The organism is Enterobacter cloacae complex sp. CDL013 (assembly GCF_049238805.1).
Taxonomy (GTDB): domain Bacteria; phylum Pseudomonadota; class Gammaproteobacteria; order Enterobacterales; family Enterobacteriaceae; genus Enterobacter; species Enterobacter hormaechei_C.
Genome location: NZ_JBMKGT010000005.1, coordinates 310,300 through 331,164, shown reverse-complemented (window position 1 = coordinate 331,164; position 20,865 = coordinate 310,300). Strand labels below are relative to the sequence as shown.

General features: G+C 53.5%; 21 protein-coding genes and 1 pseudogene. 7 read left to right on the top strand and 15 right to left on the bottom strand.

Annotated elements, in window-relative coordinates:
• Positions 1–47: 47 nt before the first annotated feature.
• From ldtE to sufA, 7 genes are all read right to left on the bottom strand, one after another.
• On the bottom strand, positions 48–1,061 hold the full coding sequence (gene ldtE / locus ACOTXD_RS12260; protein ID WP_061856173.1) for a L,D-transpeptidase LdtE: 1,014 nt from the start codon (positions 1,059–1,061) through the stop codon (positions 48–50).
• A gap of 97 nt (positions 1,062–1,158) precedes the next feature.
• Positions 1,159–1,575, bottom strand: coding sequence for a cysteine desulfuration protein SufE (gene sufE / locus ACOTXD_RS12255; RefSeq protein WP_015570705.1), 417 nt, complete (start codon positions 1,573–1,575; stop codon positions 1,159–1,161).
• A 14-nt stretch (positions 1,576–1,589) separates the two neighbouring features.
• Positions 1,590–2,810: a cysteine desulfurase SufS gene (gene sufS / locus ACOTXD_RS12250; protein WP_061856174.1), complete on the bottom strand. Its 1,221-nt coding sequence runs from the start codon at positions 2,808–2,810 to the stop codon at positions 1,590–1,592.
• Positions 2,807–4,078, bottom strand: a complete 1,272-nt coding sequence (gene sufD / locus ACOTXD_RS12245) for a Fe-S cluster assembly protein SufD (RefSeq protein WP_045346418.1) — start codon at positions 4,076–4,078, stop codon at positions 2,807–2,809. The genes sufS and sufD overlap by 4 nt, the downstream gene beginning before the upstream one ends.
• On the bottom strand, positions 4,053–4,799 hold the full coding sequence (gene sufC, locus ACOTXD_RS12240; protein ID WP_003857736.1) for a Fe-S cluster assembly ATPase SufC: 747 nt from the start codon (positions 4,797–4,799) through the stop codon (positions 4,053–4,055). Before sufC ends, sufD begins: the two co-directional genes overlap by 26 nt.
• A gap of 9 nt (positions 4,800–4,808) precedes the next feature.
• Complete coding sequence (sufB, locus tag ACOTXD_RS12235; RefSeq protein ID WP_003857739.1) at positions 4,809–6,299, bottom strand: Fe-S cluster assembly protein SufB; 1,491 nt, start codon at positions 6,297–6,299, stop codon at positions 4,809–4,811.
• A gap of 8 nt (positions 6,300–6,307) precedes the next feature.
• A complete protein-coding gene (sufA, locus tag ACOTXD_RS12230; RefSeq protein ID WP_003857741.1) occupies positions 6,308–6,676 on the bottom strand; it encodes a Fe-S cluster assembly scaffold SufA in 369 nt (122 codons plus the stop codon).
• Positions 6,677–7,172: 496 nt separating this feature from the next.
• On the opposite strand from sufA, the gene ACOTXD_RS12225 reads away from it, so the two are divergent.
• Positions 7,173–7,532, top strand: a complete 360-nt coding sequence (locus ACOTXD_RS12225; RefSeq protein ID WP_017693570.1) for a hypothetical protein — start codon at positions 7,173–7,175, stop codon at positions 7,530–7,532.
• A gap of 1 nt (position 7,533) precedes the next feature.
• The gene (locus ACOTXD_RS12220) at positions 7,534–7,986 is read left to right on the top strand and encodes a DUF3828 domain-containing protein (RefSeq protein ID WP_061856175.1); all 453 of its coding nucleotides are present in this window, start codon (positions 7,534–7,536) and stop codon (positions 7,984–7,986) included.
• Between the two features lie 109 nt (positions 7,987–8,095).
• On the opposite strand, the gene ACOTXD_RS12215 is transcribed toward ACOTXD_RS12220, so the two are convergent.
• Together ACOTXD_RS12215 and ACOTXD_RS12210 are read right to left on the bottom strand one after the other, a co-directional pair.
• The gene (locus ACOTXD_RS12215) at positions 8,096–8,824 is read right to left on the bottom strand and encodes a MerR family transcriptional regulator (RefSeq protein WP_003857744.1); all 729 of its coding nucleotides are present in this window, start codon (positions 8,822–8,824) and stop codon (positions 8,096–8,098) included.
• A 189-nt stretch (positions 8,825–9,013) separates the two neighbouring features.
• Positions 9,014–10,234, bottom strand: a complete 1,221-nt coding sequence (locus ACOTXD_RS12210) for a diguanylate phosphodiesterase (protein WP_003857746.1) — start codon at positions 10,232–10,234, stop codon at positions 9,014–9,016.
• A gap of 339 nt (positions 10,235–10,573) precedes the next feature.
• Here ACOTXD_RS12210 and ycgZ point away from each other — a divergent pair, with 339 nt between their 5' ends.
• From ycgZ to fdhF, 4 genes are all read left to right on the top strand, one after another.
• On the top strand, positions 10,574–10,813 hold the full coding sequence (ycgZ, locus tag ACOTXD_RS12205) for a regulatory protein YcgZ (RefSeq protein ID WP_003857747.1): 240 nt from the start codon (positions 10,574–10,576) through the stop codon (positions 10,811–10,813).
• Positions 10,814–10,817: 4 nt separating this feature from the next.
• Positions 10,818–11,138: a hypothetical protein gene (locus tag ACOTXD_RS12200; protein ID WP_032658210.1), complete on the top strand. Its 321-nt coding sequence runs from the start codon at positions 10,818–10,820 to the stop codon at positions 11,136–11,138.
• 29 nt (positions 11,139–11,167) lie between these two features.
• Positions 11,168–11,446: a biofilm/acid-resistance regulator YmgB/AriR gene (locus tag ACOTXD_RS12195; RefSeq protein WP_003857748.1), complete on the top strand. Its 279-nt coding sequence runs from the start codon at positions 11,168–11,170 to the stop codon at positions 11,444–11,446.
• Between the two features lie 193 nt (positions 11,447–11,639).
• Positions 11,640–13,790, top strand: a complete 2,151-nt coding sequence (gene fdhF / locus ACOTXD_RS12190) for a formate dehydrogenase subunit alpha (RefSeq protein ID WP_061856774.1) — start codon at positions 11,640–11,642, stop codon at positions 13,788–13,790.
• Between the two features lie 51 nt (positions 13,791–13,841).
• Here fdhF and ACOTXD_RS12185 read toward each other — a convergent pair whose 3' ends face one another.
• The 6 genes and pseudogenes from ACOTXD_RS12185 to ACOTXD_RS12160 all read right to left on the bottom strand — a co-directional run bounded on the left by ACOTXD_RS12185 (position 13,842) and on the right by ACOTXD_RS12160 (position 19,846).
• A complete protein-coding gene (locus tag ACOTXD_RS12185) occupies positions 13,842–14,495 on the bottom strand; it encodes a helix-turn-helix transcriptional regulator (RefSeq protein WP_061856775.1) in 654 nt (217 codons plus the stop codon).
• Between the two features lie 41 nt (positions 14,496–14,536).
• Positions 14,537–15,049: a fimbrial protein gene (locus ACOTXD_RS12180; protein WP_022650916.1), complete on the bottom strand. Its 513-nt coding sequence runs from the start codon at positions 15,047–15,049 to the stop codon at positions 14,537–14,539.
• A 14-nt stretch (positions 15,050–15,063) separates the two neighbouring features.
• Positions 15,064–16,008, bottom strand: coding sequence for a fimbrial protein (locus tag ACOTXD_RS12175; RefSeq protein WP_421766420.1), 945 nt, complete (start codon positions 16,006–16,008; stop codon positions 15,064–15,066).
• A gap of 1 nt (position 16,009) precedes the next feature.
• Positions 16,010–18,553 carry a fimbria/pilus outer membrane usher protein gene (locus tag ACOTXD_RS12170; protein WP_126501171.1) on the bottom strand — a complete coding sequence of 848 codons (2,544 nt, stop codon included), beginning with the start codon at positions 18,551–18,553 and terminating at the stop codon, positions 16,010–16,012.
• A gap of 27 nt (positions 18,554–18,580) precedes the next feature.
• A pseudogene (locus ACOTXD_RS12165) lies at positions 18,581–19,258 on the bottom strand (molecular chaperone).
• Between the two features lie 57 nt (positions 19,259–19,315).
• Complete coding sequence (locus ACOTXD_RS12160; protein ID WP_022650915.1) at positions 19,316–19,846, bottom strand: fimbrial protein; 531 nt, start codon at positions 19,844–19,846, stop codon at positions 19,316–19,318.
• Between the two features lie 354 nt (positions 19,847–20,200).
• Between ACOTXD_RS12160 and ACOTXD_RS12155 the strand changes: the two genes are divergently transcribed.
• Positions 20,201–20,860 (top strand): winged helix-turn-helix transcriptional regulator, encoded by a 660-nt coding sequence (locus ACOTXD_RS12155; RefSeq protein WP_003857763.1) that lies wholly within the window; start codon positions 20,201–20,203, stop codon positions 20,858–20,860.
• The last annotated feature ends 5 nt before the right edge of the window (positions 20,861–20,865 follow it).

Sequence of the window (20,865 nt, the reverse complement as noted above, 5' to 3'; positions counted from 1 at the left end):
TAAAATGGCGCACATTGTGCGCCATTTTTTTTGCCTTCGTCAAACCTCTACTGAAGCGCTTTCTCTCCCTCGTCTTCCGCCACCGCCGCTGAGACACGACTGTTCTGAACCGACAGGACAGAATTGCTGGCTGACGAACCATTGCCTGTTGAAACGGCAACCGGGATCCCGGCTCTGCGCGCCAGGGCTTTATCGATAAGCGTTTTATCGCTACCTGACTCCGCTGCAAAAGCGGTAAACGCCGCCGAGTGCGTGAACGGCACCGTCTGTGGGTTTTCGCCCTCTGCCTGCGCCAGCGGCCTGTGCACTTCGATATAACGTTTGCCGTCCGGCTCGATGGAGAACTTCACCGGCTCATTGATAATCTGCACCCGCGTGCCGACGCGCACTTGCTCAAACAACGCTTTGATATCCGGCGCGTTCATCCGCATACAGCCCGAGCTGACCCGCAGCCCTACGCTGTCCGGCGCGCTGGTGCCATGAATAAGATATTCCCCATTCCCGATACCCAGACGAAGCGCAAAGCGCCCCAGCGGGTTATTTGGCCCTGCGGGTACCACAGGCGGCAGTTTAATTCCCTGGGCCAGTGAGCGCGCTCTGATGCCCGCTGTGGGGGTCCAGGTAGGGTTAGGGATTTTCTGACTCACACGGGTGGTGCTGACCGGTGTTTCCAGCCCAAGCTGACCAATACCCAGCGGATAGACCTGCACGATATTTTTGCCAGGCGGATAGAAGTAAAGACGCAGCTCCGCCAGATTCACCACAATGCCCTCACGCTCGGTGTCCGGCAGTAGCATCTGGGAAGGGATCGTAATGACCGTTCCTGGCGCAGGATTCACCGGTGCAATGGTATTATTGGTTTCAAGGATGAGCTGTGCGGCGGTATTAAACCGACGAGCGATAGACTGAAGTTTATTGTCCCCTTCCTGAATGGTGTATGTCTGGTTTTGCCCAATCAGGCGGCTGCCTGCGGGCGGTAAAGGATAATCAACCGCCCTGGCTGAATTAACAGCACTGAGCGAACCAAGGAGTAATAGAGTTATTAGAGACGCGCGCTTCATGCTGAGATTCCTTATTCACTGACCAAACGTCAGAAAGCTGAAAAACCAGCGAGGTGGAAACCACCCCGCGAAACAGAATGAATGCTGTTCTGTCAGTTTAGCTAAGGATTGCGGCTTTGGCGCGTATGGCGCGGATCATCGCTTCCAGTCCCTGTGATCGGGACGGGGTGAGGTGTTGGGTTAAGGCCATTTTTTCAAACCACGGGCGAACGTCAAAGGCGACAATATCCTGCGCCGACATCTGGTGATAAAGAATAAATACGACGGCAATAAGCCCCTTCACAATGGCGGCATCGCTGTCACCCTGTAATTGAATTACGCCTTCATCCGTCTGCTGCATCAGGATCCAGACCTGGCTCTGGCAGCCCTGAATGATGTTGTCCGGGTTATGCGCCTCTTCGCTGAGCGGCGGCAGGCGCTGACCCAGTTCGATGATATAAAGGTATTTCTCTTCCCAGTTCGCGCAACGCCCAAAGTTGCGCAGCAATTTATCTCTGTCCGGCAAATCTGCCATCTCTCGCCTCTCCGTTAGCCAAGCAGCTGGTGAATACGTTTTAGTCCCGCCACCAGTCTGTCGACCTCTTCCGTTGTGTTGTACATCACCAGCGATGCGCGGCACATAGCCGGTACCTGATAATACGCCATCAGCGGCATCGCGCAGTGATGCCCGGTACGTACGGCGACGCCGTAATTATCAAGGAAACTGCCCACATCATAGGCGTGATGCTTGCCGAGGTTGAAGGCTATCACACCCAGACGGTCAGCAGGGCCATATAAGGTCAGGTCCGGGACGCTGACCAGCTCCTGCAAGGCGTAATGCATCAGCAGCTGTTCGTACTCCTGAATCGCCGCCAGCCCCGTTTCAGAGACGTAGCTAATGGCCGCGCCCAGCCCGATGATCCCGCCCGTGTTGGGCGTACCCGCCTCGAAGCGCCAGGGCGCACGGGCGTAGGTTGTGCCGTCCGTCAGGCTGACGGTGGCGATCATTGACCCGCCCCCTTCCCACGGCGGCATGGCCTGGAGAATGTCCTCTTTCACATACAACACGCCGATGCCCGTCGGGCCATACAGCTTGTGCCCGGAGAAGACGTAGAAATCGCAGTCCAGGGCCTGAACGTCAACCGCATGGTGCATCACCGCCTGGGCACCATCAATCAACACTTTCGCACCAACCTGATGGGCTTTGTCGACGATCAGCGCCACCGGATTTTCCGTGCCCAGCACGTTTGAAACGTGGGTCACCGCCACCAGCCGCGTTCTGTCGTCCAGCAGAGCGTCCAGCTTTTCCAGCTGGAGCGTGCCGTCTTCATTCAGGGGGATCACCCGCAGTTGCGCCCCCACACGCTCGCAGAGCATCTGCCAGGGCACGATGTTGGCGTGGTGCTCCATCTGGGTGATGATGATGTTATCCCCCGCGTGCACCTGCGCATTGCCCCAGCTGTTAGCCACCAGGTTGATCCCTTCGGTGGTGCCACGCACGAACACCAGCTCTTCCGGCGAACGCGCGTTGAGGAAGGCTGCAACCTGCGTGCGCACGTTTTCCATGCGCTGGGTCGCCTCGGCGCTCAGGGTGTGGATCCCACGATGTACCGCCGCATAACCGTGGCGGTAAAACTCGGCTTCCGCATCCACCACCTGATTCGGTTTTTGCGCGCTGGCCGCACTGTCGAGATAGGCCAGCGGCAGACCGTTCACTTCACGGGTCAGTACCGGAAAATCTGCCCGGACTTTCTCTACGGGAAATGTCATGCTTCGCCTCCAGGCAGTCGCTGACCGATACGGGCCAGCACCTGCTGTTTAAGTCCGCCATCGGGCAGCGCTTCCGTCAGCTCAGCCGCAAAGGCGTAAATAATCATCTTTTGCGCGGCCTGCTGGTCTATCCCGCGCGAGCGCAAGTAGAACATCTGCTCATCGTCAATACGCCCGACCGTCGCGCCGTGGCTGCATTTCACGTCGTCCGCATAGATTTCCAGCTGTGGTTTGGTGTCCACCTCTGCCAGACGTCCCAGCAAGAGGTTATTGTTGGTCATCTGCCCGTCAGTTTTGATGGCGTGCTGCGCCACGTTTATCAGGCCGTTAAACACCGCACGTCCTTTGTCGCTGACGATGGTTTTGTGCAGCTGACGGCTGTTGCAGTAGCCTTTGTTATGCTCAAGCCAGGTGCGCGTGTCGCACACTTCTGACTTCACCGGCATCGCCAGGCTGTTAATACGCAGCGTAGTGTTTTCACCGTTCAGCTGGGTGCTGGTATTGTGGCGCAGCACCGCGCCGCCAAGCAGGAAGCTATGGCTGTACGCCGCGGCATCCTGGCCCAGCAGAATATCGTTGTGGGCGAAGTGGTGACTGAGCGGATTCTCAAACGCCAGCTTGATGTGGTGCAGCTGGGCATTGGCCGCCACGTTCATCGTCAGACGCGAACCGGTAAAATGACGGGTGTCGTTAAGGCTGACGTAATGCTCGATCACCGTCGCCTCCGCCCCTTCTGCCAGCTCAAGATGGTGGCGATAGTGGGCGGTGTTAATCTCATCACCCGCAACGCCCTGGGTGATATGCATCAGCAGCAGCGGTTTCGCCGGACGCTGGTTACGTTTAACGCGAATATGGGTGACAGATTGCGACAGGCTCTCTGTCAGGTGCAGGAAGACTTCAGGCTGAACGGGCGCGTTCAGCGACTGACGTTCATCGTTAATGACGATATCGAACCCGCTCTCCTGTACGCTGTCGCTGAGTTCCTCACGAAACTGCCCGTCTACAAACACCAGACGCACGGCATCCACACTCAGCGCCAGCACATCGCGCTGACCGGGGCTGACCTGCGCCAGACGGGTGACAAACTCGCCGTTCAGCAGGCCATCCAGCGGGGTATATTTCCAGTTCTCATGTTTACGCGTCGGTAAACCGAGACGCAGCATCTGCTGGAGATGGTGCTGAGCCTGTTCAGAGCGCGCTCCAGCCTGCGCTTCAAACAGCCGGTGCCACTGCTGAAGTGCATTACTGCTGTTCGGTAAGCCAGCCATAACCCTGCTCCTCCAGTTGTTTAACCAGCGTAAAGTCACCGGATTTCACAATGCGTCCCTGGTAAAGCACGTGGACATAGTCCGGTTTGATGTAGTCCAGAATTCGCTGGTAATGTGTCACGATGATAAATGAGCGGTTGCCGTCACGCAGGGAGTTCACCCCGTCGGCAACGATCTTCAGGGCATCGATATCCAGCCCTGAATCGGTCTCATCGAGAATGCACAGCGCTGGCTCCAGAACCGCCATTTGCAGAATATCGTTACGTTTCTTCTCACCGCCGGAGAAACCCACGTTTACCGAGCGGGTCAGCAGATCTTCCGGCATTTTCAGCAGCTTGATCTTCTCTTCCATCAGATCCTGGAAGTCAAAGCGATCCAGCGCCTCAAGGCCGCGATACTTGCGCACCGCGTTCAGCGCGGTTTGCAGAAAGAACTGGTTGCTGACGCCCGGAATTTCCACCGGATACTGGAAGGCCATAAAGATGCCCTCGCCGGCACGCTCTTCCGGCGACATCTCCAGCAGATCTTTGCCGTTAAACTCAACGGAGCCGCTGGTAACTTCATAATCTTCGCGTCCTGCCAGCGTCGCTGAAAGCGTACTTTTCCCGGAGCCGTTTGGCCCCATGATGGCGTGAACTTCACCGGGTTTGACGTCAAAATTGAGGCCACGCAGGATCTCTTTCTCTTCCACGCTAACCTGTAAATCTTTAATGCTTAACATGTGCTTTCCTTAACCGACGCTGTGTTCAAGACTAATGGCGAGGAGTTTCTGGGCTTCAACGGCAAATTCCAGCGGCAGTTCAGAGAACACGTCCTTACAGAAGCCGTTAACGATCATTGAAATCGCATCTTCTTCACTGATCCCGCGTTGCAGGCAGTAGAAAAGCTGATCTTCACCAATACGTGACGTAGTTGCCTCATGCTCAAGCTGGGCGCTGTTATTGCGGCATTCGACATACGGGAAGGTATGCGCCCCGCAGTCCGCGCCAATCAGCATGGAGTCACACTGGGTGAAGTTACGCGCGTTGGTTGCCGTCGGCATGATTTTCACCAGCCCGCGATAGCTGTTCTGGCTGTGACCGGCAGAGATCCCTTTGGAGATGATGGTCGATTTGGTGTTTTTACCGATGTGGATCATCTTGGTGCCGGTATCGGCCTGCTGATGACCGCTGGTCAGCGCCACGGAGTAAAACTCACCGATGGAGTTGTCGCCGCGCAGAATACAGCTCGGGTATTTCCAGGTAATGGCGGAGCCGGTTTCTGACTGCGTCCAGGACATTTTGCTGTTTTCGCCTTCGCACAGCGCACGCTTGGTGACGAAGTTCAGAATACCGCCGGTGTTACCATCGCCCGGGAACCAGTTCTGTACCGTAGAGTACTTCACTTCCGCATCTTTATGGATGATGACCTCCACCACCGCCGCGTGCAGCTGGTAGCTGTCGCGCACAGGAGCGGAGCACCCTTCGATGTAGCTAACGTAGCTGCCTTCATCGGCCACCAGGATGGTGCGTTCAAACTGGCCGGTTTTTTCCGCGTTGATGCGGAAATAGGTCGAGAGCTCCATCGGGCAGCGCACGCCTTTCGGCACGTAGATAAAGGTACCGTCTGACGCCACCGCCGCATTCAGTGCCGCGAAGAAGTTATCGTTACTGGGTACCACGGTGCCAATGTACTTTTTCACCAGCTCCGGGTGATCGTGAATGGCTTCCCCGAAGGAGCAGAAAATAATCCCCTGCTCCGCCAGTTTTTCACGGTAGGTGGTTGCCACCGAGACGGAGTCAAAAATGGCGTCTACCGCCACCTCTTTGCCTTCGCGCACGGGCACGCCGAGCTGATTAAACGCCTCTTCCACCTCTTTACTCAGGAAGCTGTTCTCGGCACCGGTTTGCTGTACCGCGCCGGGTTGCGAGGCACAGGTATCATCACAGCTGCCGCAGGAGGGCGCGGAGTAGTAGCTGTAATCCTGATAGTTCAGCTTATCGTAATGCGCTTTCAGCCAGTGGGGTTCTTCCATCTCCAGCCACGCGCGGAATGCGCTCAGGCGAAACTCCAGCATCCACTCCGGCTCGTTACGTTTCGCCGAAATGGCGCGCACGACCTCTTCGTTGATGCCTTTCGCCAGTTCATCGGTTTGCAGCTGCGTGAAGAAACCCTCTTTATAGTTGAGGTGTCCGCCGCTCCAGGTGTTTACATCACTCGTTGCTTCAGTATTACGAGACATAGTACCGCCTATACCCCAAAGCTTTCGCCGCAGCCGCATTCGTTCTGGGCTTTCGGGTTATGAAATTTGAATAACTGGTTTAAACCTTCCCGAACGTAGTCGACTTCGGTTCCATCGATAAACGGCATCGCCTGTAGTGCGACGTATAACTTTGCACCGTCGGTTTCAAAGACCAGATCGTCCTTTTCAGGTTCGGTTACGGTATCCAGCACGTAGCCAAATCCCGCGCAGCCAGTCTGCTTAACGCCTAAGCGTACGCCGAGGATGTCGGGATTTTTTGCCACCAGCTCATGAATATGCGCCGCCGCCGCGGGCGTCAGCGTTAAGCCACGCCAGGCAAAATCGGCCGGATTGAAGGTTTCTGAATGCAGTTCCATAGGTCCACCTCATCTGATAAGCCACCAGGGCATAACACCATGTTAGTGATAACGATTATCACTTCAACCCCCTGCGAGCAGGGGCTTTGGGCTAAACCGCCCTTTTTGGCTACTTTCATTAAGCATAGACCCTGTAACGGGATGCGGATGGGATGGTTAGATTTGTTCAATGCATTGATAAATAATGCATTTCATAAGAAAGGCGGTAAGGTGGCGGGCAATGATAAAAATTGTATTGGAAATACCTATTTTTAAGATAGCTAAAGTACACCCAGGCGCCATATACATTTTTTACGTATGCCTCCCCCTTAAGACAGGTTCTTTTTAATCCTTTTTTGCCTTACCTGGGCGCGCATAAAGACGTTTGATGGATAAGTTAACCATTATTTATCAGTCTGATAGTGGTTAAATTCCGATCATGATTAATTACATAAACTCATCCCTTTTCGGCGTAATGTTTCCCTTGTTAACCATTTATTCAATAAGGGATTAAATTATGTGGAGTGCCCATAAAGCCGCAGTTCATGCTCGCCAGCATGCAGGTCAGTATAGCCAGAAAAGATGTGCAGAATTTGTTTCGAAATCCATTCGCGCCGGCGGTGCTAATCTACAGAACACGCATTATGCTAAGGATATGAAAAGCAATTTAATTCTGGCGGGTTTCCACCAGGTTTACGGTGAGCCTGTTGAGGGCGATGTGGCGGTGATCCAGCCCACTGCGCACCACCCATATGGCCACGCTTGCATCTATGGTGGGAACGGCGTCTGGTACTCTGATTTTGTTCAGCGAACAATGTATCCGGGAAAGGAATACCGGGAATTAAAGCCAGCATATGCAATTTACAGGCATGACTGACATGAAAAAAATAATTCTGGCGATCCTGCTTCTGCCCACTCTCGCATCCGCTGCACAGAAGTTCCCCCCTGAGGTATCCGCTGCCCTTCAGTTTAATAAGTGGTACATCTCGCAAATTATTATCGGGAAAGAGCCCCTGAAAAACTATGAAGCGCTGAGGCCATATGTAACCCGCGAAACTATCAGCAAACTCAAAGCCATGGATAAGCTGGATCCAGATGAATATGACGTGCCTGACGTCGATATGTTCATCAAGGCTCAGGGATATGAAGATGACTGGGACATCGTCAGTGCGCGGGCGCTGGATTACGATGCCGCCTGTATGCAGGTTTATATCTCATTCGGGAAAAAGCGGGATCACACCGTGATTGACTGCATGGTCAAGGAAGATGGCGCGTGGAAAGTTGAATCCGTGGCTAGCATGAATATTTCAGACAACCTGATGATGGAATAAACCGACGATATGACAGGGGTACTGATGCTATGCATCTTCGCGGATACCCCTGTCGTATCGCCAGAAGGCAAAATCCCGCACTGGCGGTTTACCGTTGGCCCCCTTAACATCAGTGATGGATCGAAACGGCGAAACCCTGTTCACGCCAGTGGTCGAGCTGCTCCTGTTGACGAGGCGTAGGCGCTTTACCGGTCCAGACGAAGATTTTTTGCCCGGGGAAGAGTTCCGGACGCGGAGAATCAATCGGCTCAGCCAGCACGTCGATATGCCAGCCTTTGTAGGCAAGACGGGCCGCTTCCAGCCACAAATGCGTACGGTCGTCGCACTCCCACCCAATCAGCAGCGCATCCTTACCTGCTTTTTTTCGCGACTCACCCAGGCTTGCAACGGCAAACTCAATCAGGACACCGTCCAGCAGGCTCGCCATGTGACGCACCGTATTCTGGTCCTGGTTCATTCGCTGCCGCACAGGGGTGATGATGTTATCTATCAGAACATCCATCGCATGGTCACGGCGGAACTCGCCGATTTTAGCGCGCAGTTTTGCCGGGCTGGCATAGCGCAGAACGGTTAACATCTCTTCCTGAAACGATGCCCAGTTCCCCTGAGTCATCACTTCTGTATTTTCAAGAAGCGCTTTTACTTTACCGACCGAAACACCCGTTTTCATCAGGCGTTTGATCTCTTCGATACGCAGGATATCTTCATCGTCAAACTGACGATGGCCCCCTTCGCTTCGCTGCGGCTTCAACAATCCATAACGGCGCTGCCAGGCACGCAACGTAACGGGGTTGATACCGCATCGTTCGGCCACTTCGCCGATACTGTAATAGGCCATTAACTCCCTCACGCACAATACTTCCATACCTAACCAAACCAACCTTATCAGATTGTACAAATCATTTGTATAACTAACTCCTCGTTCTGAGACAAGTGAATGGCTCAAAGAACCACTCACTCGTTAATATATTGTTGTATAAATTTAGCCGTACGTACAGGTCACTTTTAACAGTTACGTACAGGTTTTTTATAAATCGTACTTTTTCTCGGGCCAGGCAATCGCCGGAATGCCCCCCAGACGCGGGCTGGCGAAAAGGTGACCCTGGAACTGAGAAATCCCGGCAGATTCCAGCCACATCCACTCTTCAGCTAGCTCTACGCCTACCGCACAGAACAGAATTTCCAGGGAGGCGCAGCATTTAATGATTGACTGAATGATTGCCTGACGCGGGCCGCTCTTGTGCACGTTAGCAATCAAATCACGGTTGATCTTGATTCTGTCCGGCTGGAACTGGGCCAGCAGTTGCAGACCGGCGAATCCCGCGCCAAAGTGATCGATGGCCACGCTGATCCCGGCGCTTTTAAGCTGTCTGACCGCGCTGGTGAACTCTTCGAAGCGCGAGATCGCCTCGCTCTCGGTGAACTCGACCACAATTTGCTCCGGCACAAAACCGTTCGCCTCAATTGCCGTCAGTAAAAAATCGACGGCGCCAGGAACATTGACCAGCGTCATCGGCAACAGATTAATGGACAACGTTTGAGTCTGTAGGCCCAGCGCGCTGGCCATCGACAAAGCCACCTGCTTACTCTTCAGATCCGATTCGTACAGCGCCTCACGCGACAGGTTGGCAAAGTAGCTTTCCGGGGACTCACCGGACGGCGTGCGGATCAGGGCTTCCCAGGAAACCACCTGCTGCATAAACGGATCGACGATAGGTTGAAATGCGAAACTACAGTCCGCGCCCTTTGCCACTACCGTTGGCTGGGAGGATAATGGCGTGTTTTCGGTGACAAACTCCCAGGCGTCAGCCGGAGGCAGCTCAAAGTAGTTGGCTTTTTCAGTGGCCTCAACGAAGGTGCGGAAAAATTGTAGGGCGCGATCGTTATAGGTCAGCTGATAGCGGGTTGTGCCTTTATCGAGTACCTTTTGTAGCACTTCGTCGGTGTCGTACTGACGAAGGTCAAAGAGCTCCATACCTACGTTGCCAAAACGTCTTGAAGGCCCGTGATCGCTTAATAATTCGACCACGTTGTGATGCCGTGGGTCACGGCAGATGAGCTGATAGATCTCCTTAACGTTATCAGCGGGCCCTTCAAGTAACTGAAAGAAGTGTGTGCCGTTAAACAGCAAAATCCCCGTCACATCGAACTGGCGATTTCTACAATTTGCAGCAGCGACCATGTCTTCCAGCGCTTTCACTGGAACGTCCTCGCAGATATGACTGCGGTAAATAATGGTTGTGAGCATGCTAATCCTGAAGATTGAGGGGGTGACCACGAAAACACGTGGGGAGAACTCTGTTATAGCACATTAATTACCCAATAAATAATTTACATCTCAACAATTTACATGACTTCTTTGCGCCTTTTCCGGGCTTGTACAACTCTGCAACGCCACTTCGAATTGTACAATATATTTTGTGAATTTAGCAGTAAGCTGTATACATATAACCATATGATAAATATATACTTTATCAAATATATTATAAAATATTTAAAAAATTGTACATTTTTAATGTACAGATTTGAAAATTATGTATACCTTAAATGTAACGTTACTGATTACGAAAATTTACAGGAGCGAAACATGCAGCAGAACGGACACCTCGCAGACACAGCAACAGCAATTGCGCAGTACTTCGAAAAAGCCGCGCTTCCAACCCAACAGGAAACATTGGGTCAGGTTGTTGTTGAAATCCTTAGCGACGGGCGGAATCTGAATCGCAAATCGCTCTGCACAAAACTGTTAAGTCGCCTTGAAAAGGCCAATGGCCCGGAAGAGGAGCATCATTATCACATGCTTCTTGGCCTGCTCTTCGAACGTTAATGTTATGAACAGCAGTGATGCGGACAGACTGATCGACCAGCTTATTGGAGAAGCCGCTCTTTCACTTTTGAAGGAGCGCGGTCCTGTAACGACCGAGGGTTTGGTTCAGCGTCTGCGTAACATGCAAGCCTGTGAGACGGATCCCCAGCGGCGGGAGACATTAGCGAGGGTGATAGCTGAAATCAGCTCTGGCACGGTCGCTTTTAAAGGTCGCAGAACCGCACAAGGACGAATTCAGAGAGAGGGATCTCTCAAAAATAACCGAGACAATGTAGTGCCGTTATTTGGAAATGGAAAACCGTCCGATCCCAAAAAGATACATTGACTACAACTTTACAGCTACGGTGAGAACAAATGAGACAAAATATTCAGCTTCAACCCGAATACCACTCCGCCTTTTTAGATAGCGCGTTGTCGGAGTATTTCCGTCACGCAGGCGATCGCTTTGCTGAAGAGTCTGCCATTTTTTCGACTGCGGTTCGTTGTGTTCTTGCTTCCGAAGGTCATCTGACCAACAAAGCGATCATTCTCTGGCTGATCCAGACGCTGGAATCCACCGACGATGTCGTTAAGGCGGATGTGATCCGCAAGACGCTGGAAATTGTCGTCGGTTACACCATGGACGATCTTTAACGCCTCACTCTTCCCATCTCTTCGGATAGCGTGTCATCGTCAATTCTGACGAACGGACTGACGATGACACGCCCTCTCTCCCCTAACGCCCTGTTAATCAAGCACGCCGAATTTGGCATGGATCCTGCTTAGTCCGCTAAGGGACTGGGCTTTCCAGTAAACATTGCTTCATTTCTTAACAGGTCTGTTATTGATGAAAAAAATCGCCAGCGTCTGCCCCTACTGCGGTGCAGGCTGCAAACTTAACCTCGTCGTTAAAAATAACCGGATTATCCGTGCCGAAGCCGCTGATGGCGTAACTAATCAGGGCACGCTTTGCCTGAAAGGGTTCTACGGCTGGGACTTTCTTAATGATACTCGGCTGCTTACCCCCCGCCTGACGCAGCCCATGATCCGCTACAGCAAAGGGGAGGCCTTTACCCCTGTTACCTGGGAAGAGGCCATTCGCTATACCGCTTACAGGCTTAAAAGCATCAAAGATCAGTACGGCCCTCGGTCCATTATGACCACGGGTTCCTCGCGGGGAACGGGCAATGAGACCAACTATGTGATGCAAAAATTTGCCCGTGCGGTGCTGAATACTAACAACGTCGACTGCTGCGCCCGCGTCTGTCACGGTCCGTCCGTTGCCGGTTTACAGGAGACCCTCGGCAACGGCGCCATGAGCAATTCCATTAACGATATTGAAAACTCAAAATGCCTGCTGGTATTCGGCTATAACTGCGCCGACTCTCACCCCATCGTCGCCCGACGCGTGCTTAAAGCACGTGAAAATGGCGCTAAAATCATTGTCTGCGATCCGCGTCATATTGAAACGGCACGCATTGCCGATCTTCATCTTCAGTTAAAAAATGGCAGTAACATGGCGCTGGTCAATGCCTTTGGCTATGTCCTGCTTGAAGAGGAACTGTACGACAAAAACTACGTTGCTCGCTTTACAGAAGGGCTTGAGGCGTACCGACTGACGGTAAAAGATTACGCACCCGAGCAGGTTGAACATCTGACGGGGATCCCCGCGCGGGATGTTCGTCAGGCAATGCGCATGTTCGCAGCGGCGCCTTCAGCAACGGTGATGTGGGGTATGGGCGTCACGCAGTTTGGTCAGGCGGTCGATGTGGTGAAAGGTCTCTCCAGCCTGGCACTGCTGACCGGCAATCTGGGCCGCCCTGCCGTCGGCGTGGGGCCGGTTCGCGGGCAAAATAACGTTCAGGGCGCCTGCGATATGGGTGTTCTGCCCAATATGTTCCCCGGCTACCAGGACGTCACTGATCCGGCGGTCAGACTGAAATTTGCCGATGCGTGGAAAATCAATGTCAACCGGATGGACGATCGCGTCGGAACGCGTATCACCGAAGTGCCGCATCTCGCGCTGGAAGGTAAGATCAAAGCGTATTACATCATGGGGGAAGATCCGCTTCAGACAGAAGCCGATCTGGGTCTGGTCCGCCGCGGCTTTGAGGCGCTCGATTTTGTGGTGGTTCAGGACATCTTTATGACCAAAACGGCAGAGCTGGCTGACGTGCTGCTCCCTGCCACCTCATGGGGAGAACACGCCGGTGTGTTCACCTGTGCCGATCGCGGCTTTCAGCGTTTCGGCAAAGCCATTGAGTCCAGCGGCAATGTCAGGCGCGACTGGGAGATCATCAGCCTGCTGGCCACGGAAATGGGCTATCCCATGCATTACGAGGATAACCAGCAGATCTGGGACGAAATGCGCGAGCTGTGCCCCCTCTTCTACGGCGTGACCTACGAAAAAATGGGCGAGATGGGTCATGTGCAGTGGCCCTGTCCAACCCTCGATCATCCCGGCACTCCCTACCTGTACAAGGATAATCAGTTCGACACCCCCACTGGCAAAGGCCAGCTATTTGCCGCCCCCTGGCGCGCCCCGGCGGAGACACCGGATGCGGATTACCCGCTGGTACTGTGCACAGTGCGCGAAGTGGGCCACTACTCCTGCCGCTCCATGACCGGGAACTGCGCCGCGCTGCAAAGCCTGGCCGACGAGCCGGGCCGGGTGCAAATTAACCCGGCCGACGCGGATGAACGGGGGATTGCCGAAGGCCAGCTGGTCTGGGTACGTTCACGCCGGGGTAAAGTGATCACCCGCGCCAGCATCAGCGAGCGCATCAATGCGGGAGCAATCTATATGACCTACCAGTGGTGGATTGGCGCCTGTAATGAGCTGACGCAGGATAATCTCGACCCGATCTCCAGAACGCCGGAAACGAAGTATTGCGCCGTGCAGCTTGAGGCAATCGAGGACCAGCGCTGGGCGGAGGATTTTGCGGCTTCCGCGTACCAGACCATGAAGACGCGGTTGATCGCTGCGGTTAACGTTTAAATGCTTGCCGGGTGGCGGCTATCGCTGCCCGGCCAGCTATCCGCTGCCGTTTCAGGCTATTTGTTGTGCATAATTATTTTCCAGGTAATCGCGAAGCAGGTTCGGCCGGTTCTTTTTCTCCATCAGCCTTCTCAACAGTACGATCAGCTCGTAATCGCTTCGCAGATTAAATTTTTGCATCATCATATATTTATGGGTAAAGACCGTTTTTTCGCTCATCTCCAGCGCCTGAGCGGTCTGCACTACCGACAGCCCTCGGTAAAAATTGACCAGAATACGAATTTGTTGCCGGGATAACCCTTTATGCTGGCAGTCGAAACAGGTCTTTTTATTCCAGGTGTAACCCGGTAATTGCGTCGTGAACCACGCAATAAACAGAACGCCGCTAATACGATCAAGCGATGCCCGGCGAGGAAGAAAAATAATGTCCTGAAAGCAGGAAGGCAGCGCCGAAAAGCGCAGCTCATCGTCGACGAGACCTATCACAATTCCTTTTTGCCGGGCCAGTAATTCCGGAAAACAGGTCAGCGTTTCCCCCTGACATAATGAAAGAACAATAATATCGGCCTGGCTGACGTTTTCATTGGTCAGCGCCAGGTGAAAAGTGATGGAGCGATGAAAGTTATGCTTAAAAAAATCTTCGAAAAAGCTCTGTAGCCCAGCCTGAAAAAACAGATCCGTTTCCTGAATCAGAATATTTAACATAGTTCACACCAACGTCTTTAAAAAAGGCTTATCACCGGCATTCAGTTGTACTGCATCGTCATCACCACAACCGCGCGGATGCTTCCCGGCGTGGCGCCCCCCGTCATGGATTTTACCGAGGCCAGCATAGCTAATGTCGCGGTTCTGTCCGCGGCAATGGTCTGGGTCATGCTGGAGCCTGTTCCTTTAAGCGCACCGGTTTGGGCATCGCGCATGGCTATCGCCACATGTGTGGCCGAACCGCTGTTCATAAAATAGTCCGCGCCCGCCTCAGGATCGGGGCTGCCGGTGAAAGCGACGGTCACACTCTGCGTTCCCGTTGGGCACTGGGTAAACAGCAGACTGAAAGGCACCGGATCCGATGTTGAGCCCGGCGTCGCCATATTGGTTGCCTGAATATTGCCCAGATTGACATCGAGATTGTTATTGCCGCCATTAAATATGCATGGCGACGCCACGATATTTCCCGTCACACCGATGTTGACGCTATCAGCGGAGCATACCTTCCCGCTGAGTAAGGCAAGTAACAGCAGTGTCCTGCATCTTATTTTCATCTTCTTACCTGCTACTAGTAGGTCAAATTCAGAGTGGCGGAGGCATTCGCTGAACCTGACTCCACGCGGGTTAACGTCTGGTAATATCGGGCCGTTAATGGCAACGTCTCTTGCCCCCCGGCAGACTGTCGCAAAAATAGTCGGCTGTTCATCGCCAGCGGTGCACCGTTATAGATTAGCTGCACCCCCACCCCTTTTGCAGTGCCGGCATTTCCCTGCCCGGTTAAGGCCATCACGCTGGTATTGGCGCTGTCCGGATTCTGTATTCCACTGAGCGAGACCGTAATATTGGTTCCGGCGGCGCAGGTTAAGCCCAGGTTTTGCGTGTTCTGTGCTCCCGCTGGCGTGGTGCCCACCACGGTGCCGAACGCCGAAGCGGGAATATCCCCTATCGGAAACGTCAGCTGGGCCGTATTCACCGTGCACGCCAGGGCATTGATGTTGCCGGAGGTGAGCTGCGTGGTCAGACCGTCACGGTAGAGGCCGTCGCTTCCCTGAAGCGTCACGACGCCAATCACCCCCGGGGTTAATGCCCCCGATGAGACCGGGCCGGTCACCACCAGCTCAATCCTCCCGCCGTACCAGTCCACATAGGAGGTCTGCGCATTGTACGAGAACGTATTGCTCGGGTTTTCAAAATAGCCGTTGGAGGAAAAGCGTATCCCTATCCCGCTGACGTTCGTGTTGTAAACATGGTTGCCGTAGCTGCTCAACGTGGCGCTGTTGTAGCGCATGCTGAATCCCAGCATCAGCGGATTCGTACACCCGGTAAGATAGGAGCCTGTGGCTGACGCCGCGCCGGAAAATACCACCGTGCCGACAGGCGCATCGCGCTGCACGTTGATCGTCCCCACGGACAGGGTGGAAAGCTGCGGGATGATGGTGGTGCAGGTACCGGCACGAGCGATACTTCCCGCCGCGAGCAAACAGAGCAGCAGCATCGAGTTAAGACATTTCATGTTAGCGTTCCTGACGGCAGGTGGCGCGCATATCAGCGATCCCACCGTACATTGAGTGATTCGGCAGCGTGAAATCAGCGCGGCATTGCTGGCTGGATTGACTTCCCCATGTGGCGACTAACGTTCCCTGCTCGCGCATCCCGGTTAAATAGACCTGACCGCGATCGCCGACAATAAAACTGCCGCTTTCATCACCCACAAGGGTGACCACCGCCCCAAACGGAACGGCGCGGTCGTTGTCGGTCAAGGTCATCAGCACCCGGCGACCTGACTTCGGCAGATAATCGGCTCTCACCACCGCTCCCCGCGTCGGCGTCACCGTGCGGGTGTTGATCTCCAGCTCGACATCGTCCGGCATCGTTTCCGGGTCGAGGGTGAGATCGTTTTTCCGGTAGACAGAAAGGTTGCTCACGACCGTATATCCGCGAAAATCTGTCCGTACACCGGGCTGATTGCGGATATCCACGTCGTAGGCGCCTGGGGCTTTGATTAAGACGCTGGTCTCCCCCAGCGGCTGGGAAAGCGTGATGCCATCAGCATGGGCGAGAATGCCGCCTTGCAGCCCGTAATTCAGGCGTTCACTGTTTTTGTCATAACCATAACCTGCCGTGACTTCGCCATAGGTGCCTTTATAGTCCGCGTTCACGTTGCCGGTATTCCCCACGCCCTCTGTGCCATATCCCTGCTGGACGTTCCAGCTCAGGGCACGGTTCTCGAGTGCCACCCCGTTCAGGCCGACGTTATGCGTCGTCCCGTTATTGCTGCTGGCGTTCATGCCATAGTTAGCCCATGTCTGCGGCAAAAATTTATCCAGCGGAATGCTGACGTTGAACGACAGAAGCTGGTCGTGGTCAGCGTTTTTTTGGCTTTTGCGGTTTTCTGACGCTGAGCGGACATTTTTGCTGTAGGTCCATGTCAGGCCATAGCTGATGTTGTGCCAGTAGTTGCTATAGCCGACGCTCCACGAAGCCATCGACTTACCGTCATTCCAGTAATCTTCCCGCGCCGCACTGAGGGTAAGCGCGCCCAGGTTGTCCCCCAGCGTCTGGCTCATCGTCAGCTCGGCACGGTTACGTCGCCTGTCCTGAAGCGCGCTGCTGTCGCCGTACGAACCGAGGACGTCCTGCATCCCGTAATAGCCGCGGGTCGAGTAGCGATACCCGGCAATCGAAAAGTTGGTTCCGGTAGTGATAAAATTCTTGCTGTATCGGGCCCGCCACGACTGACCGCTTGTTTTCGCGGTATGCTCCGGCGTTGACCAGCCCTGAGTGACGTCTGCGGATACAGCCCCGAGATCGCCCATATTCTTGCCCATCCCCAGAGCCGCCGACTGGTACTTATCTGCCCCCTGGACGCCGCTATAGAGCGTGATCCCGTGAGGGAGGCCGTAAATTCCGGTCAGTTGCCCAAAGGGGGTTTTCTCCACGCTACGGTTATACGAGCGATACTGCCCGGCGGTAAGGGCATATTTCAGTCGCCCCTCCCGTTGCAGGACCGGCAGCGAAGCGTACGGCAGGGTGAAATGTTGCTCACTGCCATCGGCTTCGACGATCGTGACATCAAGATCGCCCGCGCCGCCGGTGGAATACATATCCGCGATCTCAAACGCGCCCGGCGCCACGTAGCTTTGGTAGATTTGATAGCCATTCTGACGCACCACGACCTGCGCGTTAGTTCGCGCAATACCGCGCACCACCGGCGCATAGCCTTTCAGGGAATCCGGCAGCATATCGTCGTCGGACGCCAGCTGGACGCCGCGAAACGGCATGCTGTCAAAGACATCGGCAGGCGCGGAACTGTCTCCGAGCGTAAGCTGGGCTTGCAGGGGAATAATCGCGCGCTGCATCAAGGTGTAGACGTTGTCCCACTTATCCTGGCCGGACGCATCGCGGGACCAGGTGGTGTAGTTGCGTAACCGCCAGGGACCGACGTTGATCCCCGGCCGCAGGTTTGCATACTGGCTGTCGCTGCGGGTGCCTGCCCCGCTTCTTGCCCGGCTGTTTGCCCCGCTCAGGCTGTAGTTGAGCATGGCCGCGGTAATGCCTTCATCCCACATATCCGGCGGAACGTAACCTCTCGCTGGCAGGTCTATGGCCGCCTGTGGGATGCTGATCGCCAGGCGCTGGGCGCCAAACTGGAAATCCGCGCTGGCCTGTGGAATCGCCCTGAGATCGGCGCATTCTCCTTCCCCGGCGTCGAGCTGCGGGAAAAGCGCCGTTTTCACGCCCCACGCTTTTAACTGCCCGATACTCAGGCACGGCTGCAACGTTTCACTGCCGTTAGCATCCTTCACTGCCATGAAACGAATATCCCGCGTTTCCAGCAGCCGATCGTCAAGAATAATATCAACATGGTATGTCCCGGGCGCCTGCGAGCCGGATTCAAAGGCAGATAAATCCGCTTTCCCCATTCCGGGATTATCCAGCTCTACCAGTTCCGTATTAAACGTCTCACTGGCATACAGTGTGGGAGAGACACCAGCAAGCGCGAGGGCAATAAATATTGCCAGGCGCGCAGGCTGCATTGTATTCAATGCCGTTGTCATGACGAGCACCTGATTAACGCGTAAGGATCACAAACTGGCCCGGTGTAATTCACCAGGGCTGCCATAATCGTTAATGACTTTAAACGTCAGCGTATTGCCACTGGTTCCATTCGGTAACGGGAAACGGGCTGTGCCCGAAGGCATCACATACGTGACATCGTCAAGTTTCTTATTACCCAACGTAATTTCATTGAAATTGATAACGTACGGCGTTGGATTATTAACCAGAAGGGTATTTCCCGCACGACGCCAGGTTAATTTATTGGCCTGCTCCTCGGGGGTAGACGCACGAAGAGCCTCTGGTCGATAAATTAATTTGATGCGCGTTTTGACGGCAATTTGCAGCGAGTTCATCTGCTTAGAGGCTGACGGAATAGCTTTGATGTTCAGCCAGAATAAACTCTCCTGCCCTTGAGGCAGAGAGCCTGTCATGACAATACGCTCGAGGTTTTTTTGTCCGCCGTCCAGCCGATACAGCGGAGGAGTAATAATAAAAGGCGCTTTACCCGATTGTTCATCCTGAACATCTATCTACGACTGAATTAAATAAGGACCGTTATCAGGATTCGTAATATTTATTGACGCTTCTTTTTTAGCCCCATCAAAAATAACACGGGTGCCGCCAATAATTACTCCTGCACTGGCGGATGTTAACGTCAGCGGTAACAGCGCCATAACCAGGCCCGTTGTGGTGATAAAACGCATTTTTTTACCTCATAAAACAAGGGGCCAGGCGGCCCCCTGCTAATTACTGCCATTGACTTAGTTGTACACCACAGAGAAGTTCGCGACCGAGTTAGCCGGGCCCGCGGTAACGGATGCCGCGGTGGAAATATACTGCGCGTAGAAGCTCAACGTATTATCAGCCGTACTGCTGAGTGCGTAGGTATAGCTGTTGCTGCCGTGCAGCGGCAGATCGGCTTTATCTGCCGTCATCAGGTTAATCGCCACCCCGGTAGCCGCTCCCGCCACGGACGTATCAATCGCCAGCAGGCTGGCGTTGGTTAAATCCGGCGTGCCATCAAAACGGACTTTTGCATTGGTGACCGTTACCGGACAGTTTTTCAAAATAATATTAAACTGCGTCGCAGCCGTTCTCGCCCCGGTTGTCGGGAATTCCGTTTTATAATAATCGCCCAATACCACCACCTGATTCTGGGATGCCACATCAACGTCGCAGGCAGAATCCAGAATATTTCCGTTAAAATTAACGGTACCGGCCGCTGCCAATGCATTGGTCATAGTGAGTACAGAACCTGCCGCTAACATTGCCATCATCAATTTTTTATTCATAATTTTATATCCCGTATTACTCTATTTATTACCGACATTCAGTTGCAGAAATTAAACCCCTTCCGACGAGTCAAAATTTATACAACTCCTTTTCCGCATACAATCAATTTTGAGGTCTAGCTGTAGACCCTCTTTTAACAAATAAAAAACATATTCACTCGGGAATAGCTTAAGAATAATGTCCACAGTCTACTTTTAGACCTGAACAAAAAAAGTTGCAATTTCAATTAATTAACACTTAAAAAAAGATAAGTCTATAATTAGACTCGCTGCTAACATTCCCTGACCTGCTGTTTTTTAAGATAATTCTTTATGCCGATCAAAAAATGATCGCATCAGTCAGTGAGGTCTCAAATGAATACCCGATTCGCGCCTGAGTCAGAAATTGATAAATCAACAGTGCTCGGCGCTAAGCCTTTTAAGCACATTGAAAAAATAATCGATAATGTTTTGCCGCATGCGGAGAGAGGCATTATTGCCAGAGGAGAAATTATCCATTATTGCTCCGGCGATACCCGTCAATGCTTTTTACTGTTGCATGGCAGCGTGGCGTTGCACCGTCGCGGGGACGGTATCGTCTTAAATTCTGAATCTGCGCCATTTATACTCGGCGTGAGCAGCCAGTTATCGTCTGAGCACCTGTACGTCAGAGCGCTGGAAACCTCAGAGGTGGCCAGCGTTTCGCTGGCGCGTTTCAATCATGTTGTCGCACAACAGAATTTATGGGAGCACTTCTCAAACCTGCTGATCTATACCGCATCGCGCGTTTACGAACATTGCGCCCAGATATCGCAAATGTCGGCTTATGACATTATCCGCTTTCAGCTGGTTGAGTTGATGCAGGAGCCTGAAGCCATTAGACAAAACATTACCGCCGCAGCCTATATCAAAAGCCGCACCTATCTTTCACGCAGCGGCATTATGCGGATCCTCGCGGAGTTGCGGACGGGGAAATACATCACCATGGAGCGTGGCGTTCTAGTAGAGATCCATCACTTACCCCGTAAATACTGAGGCTG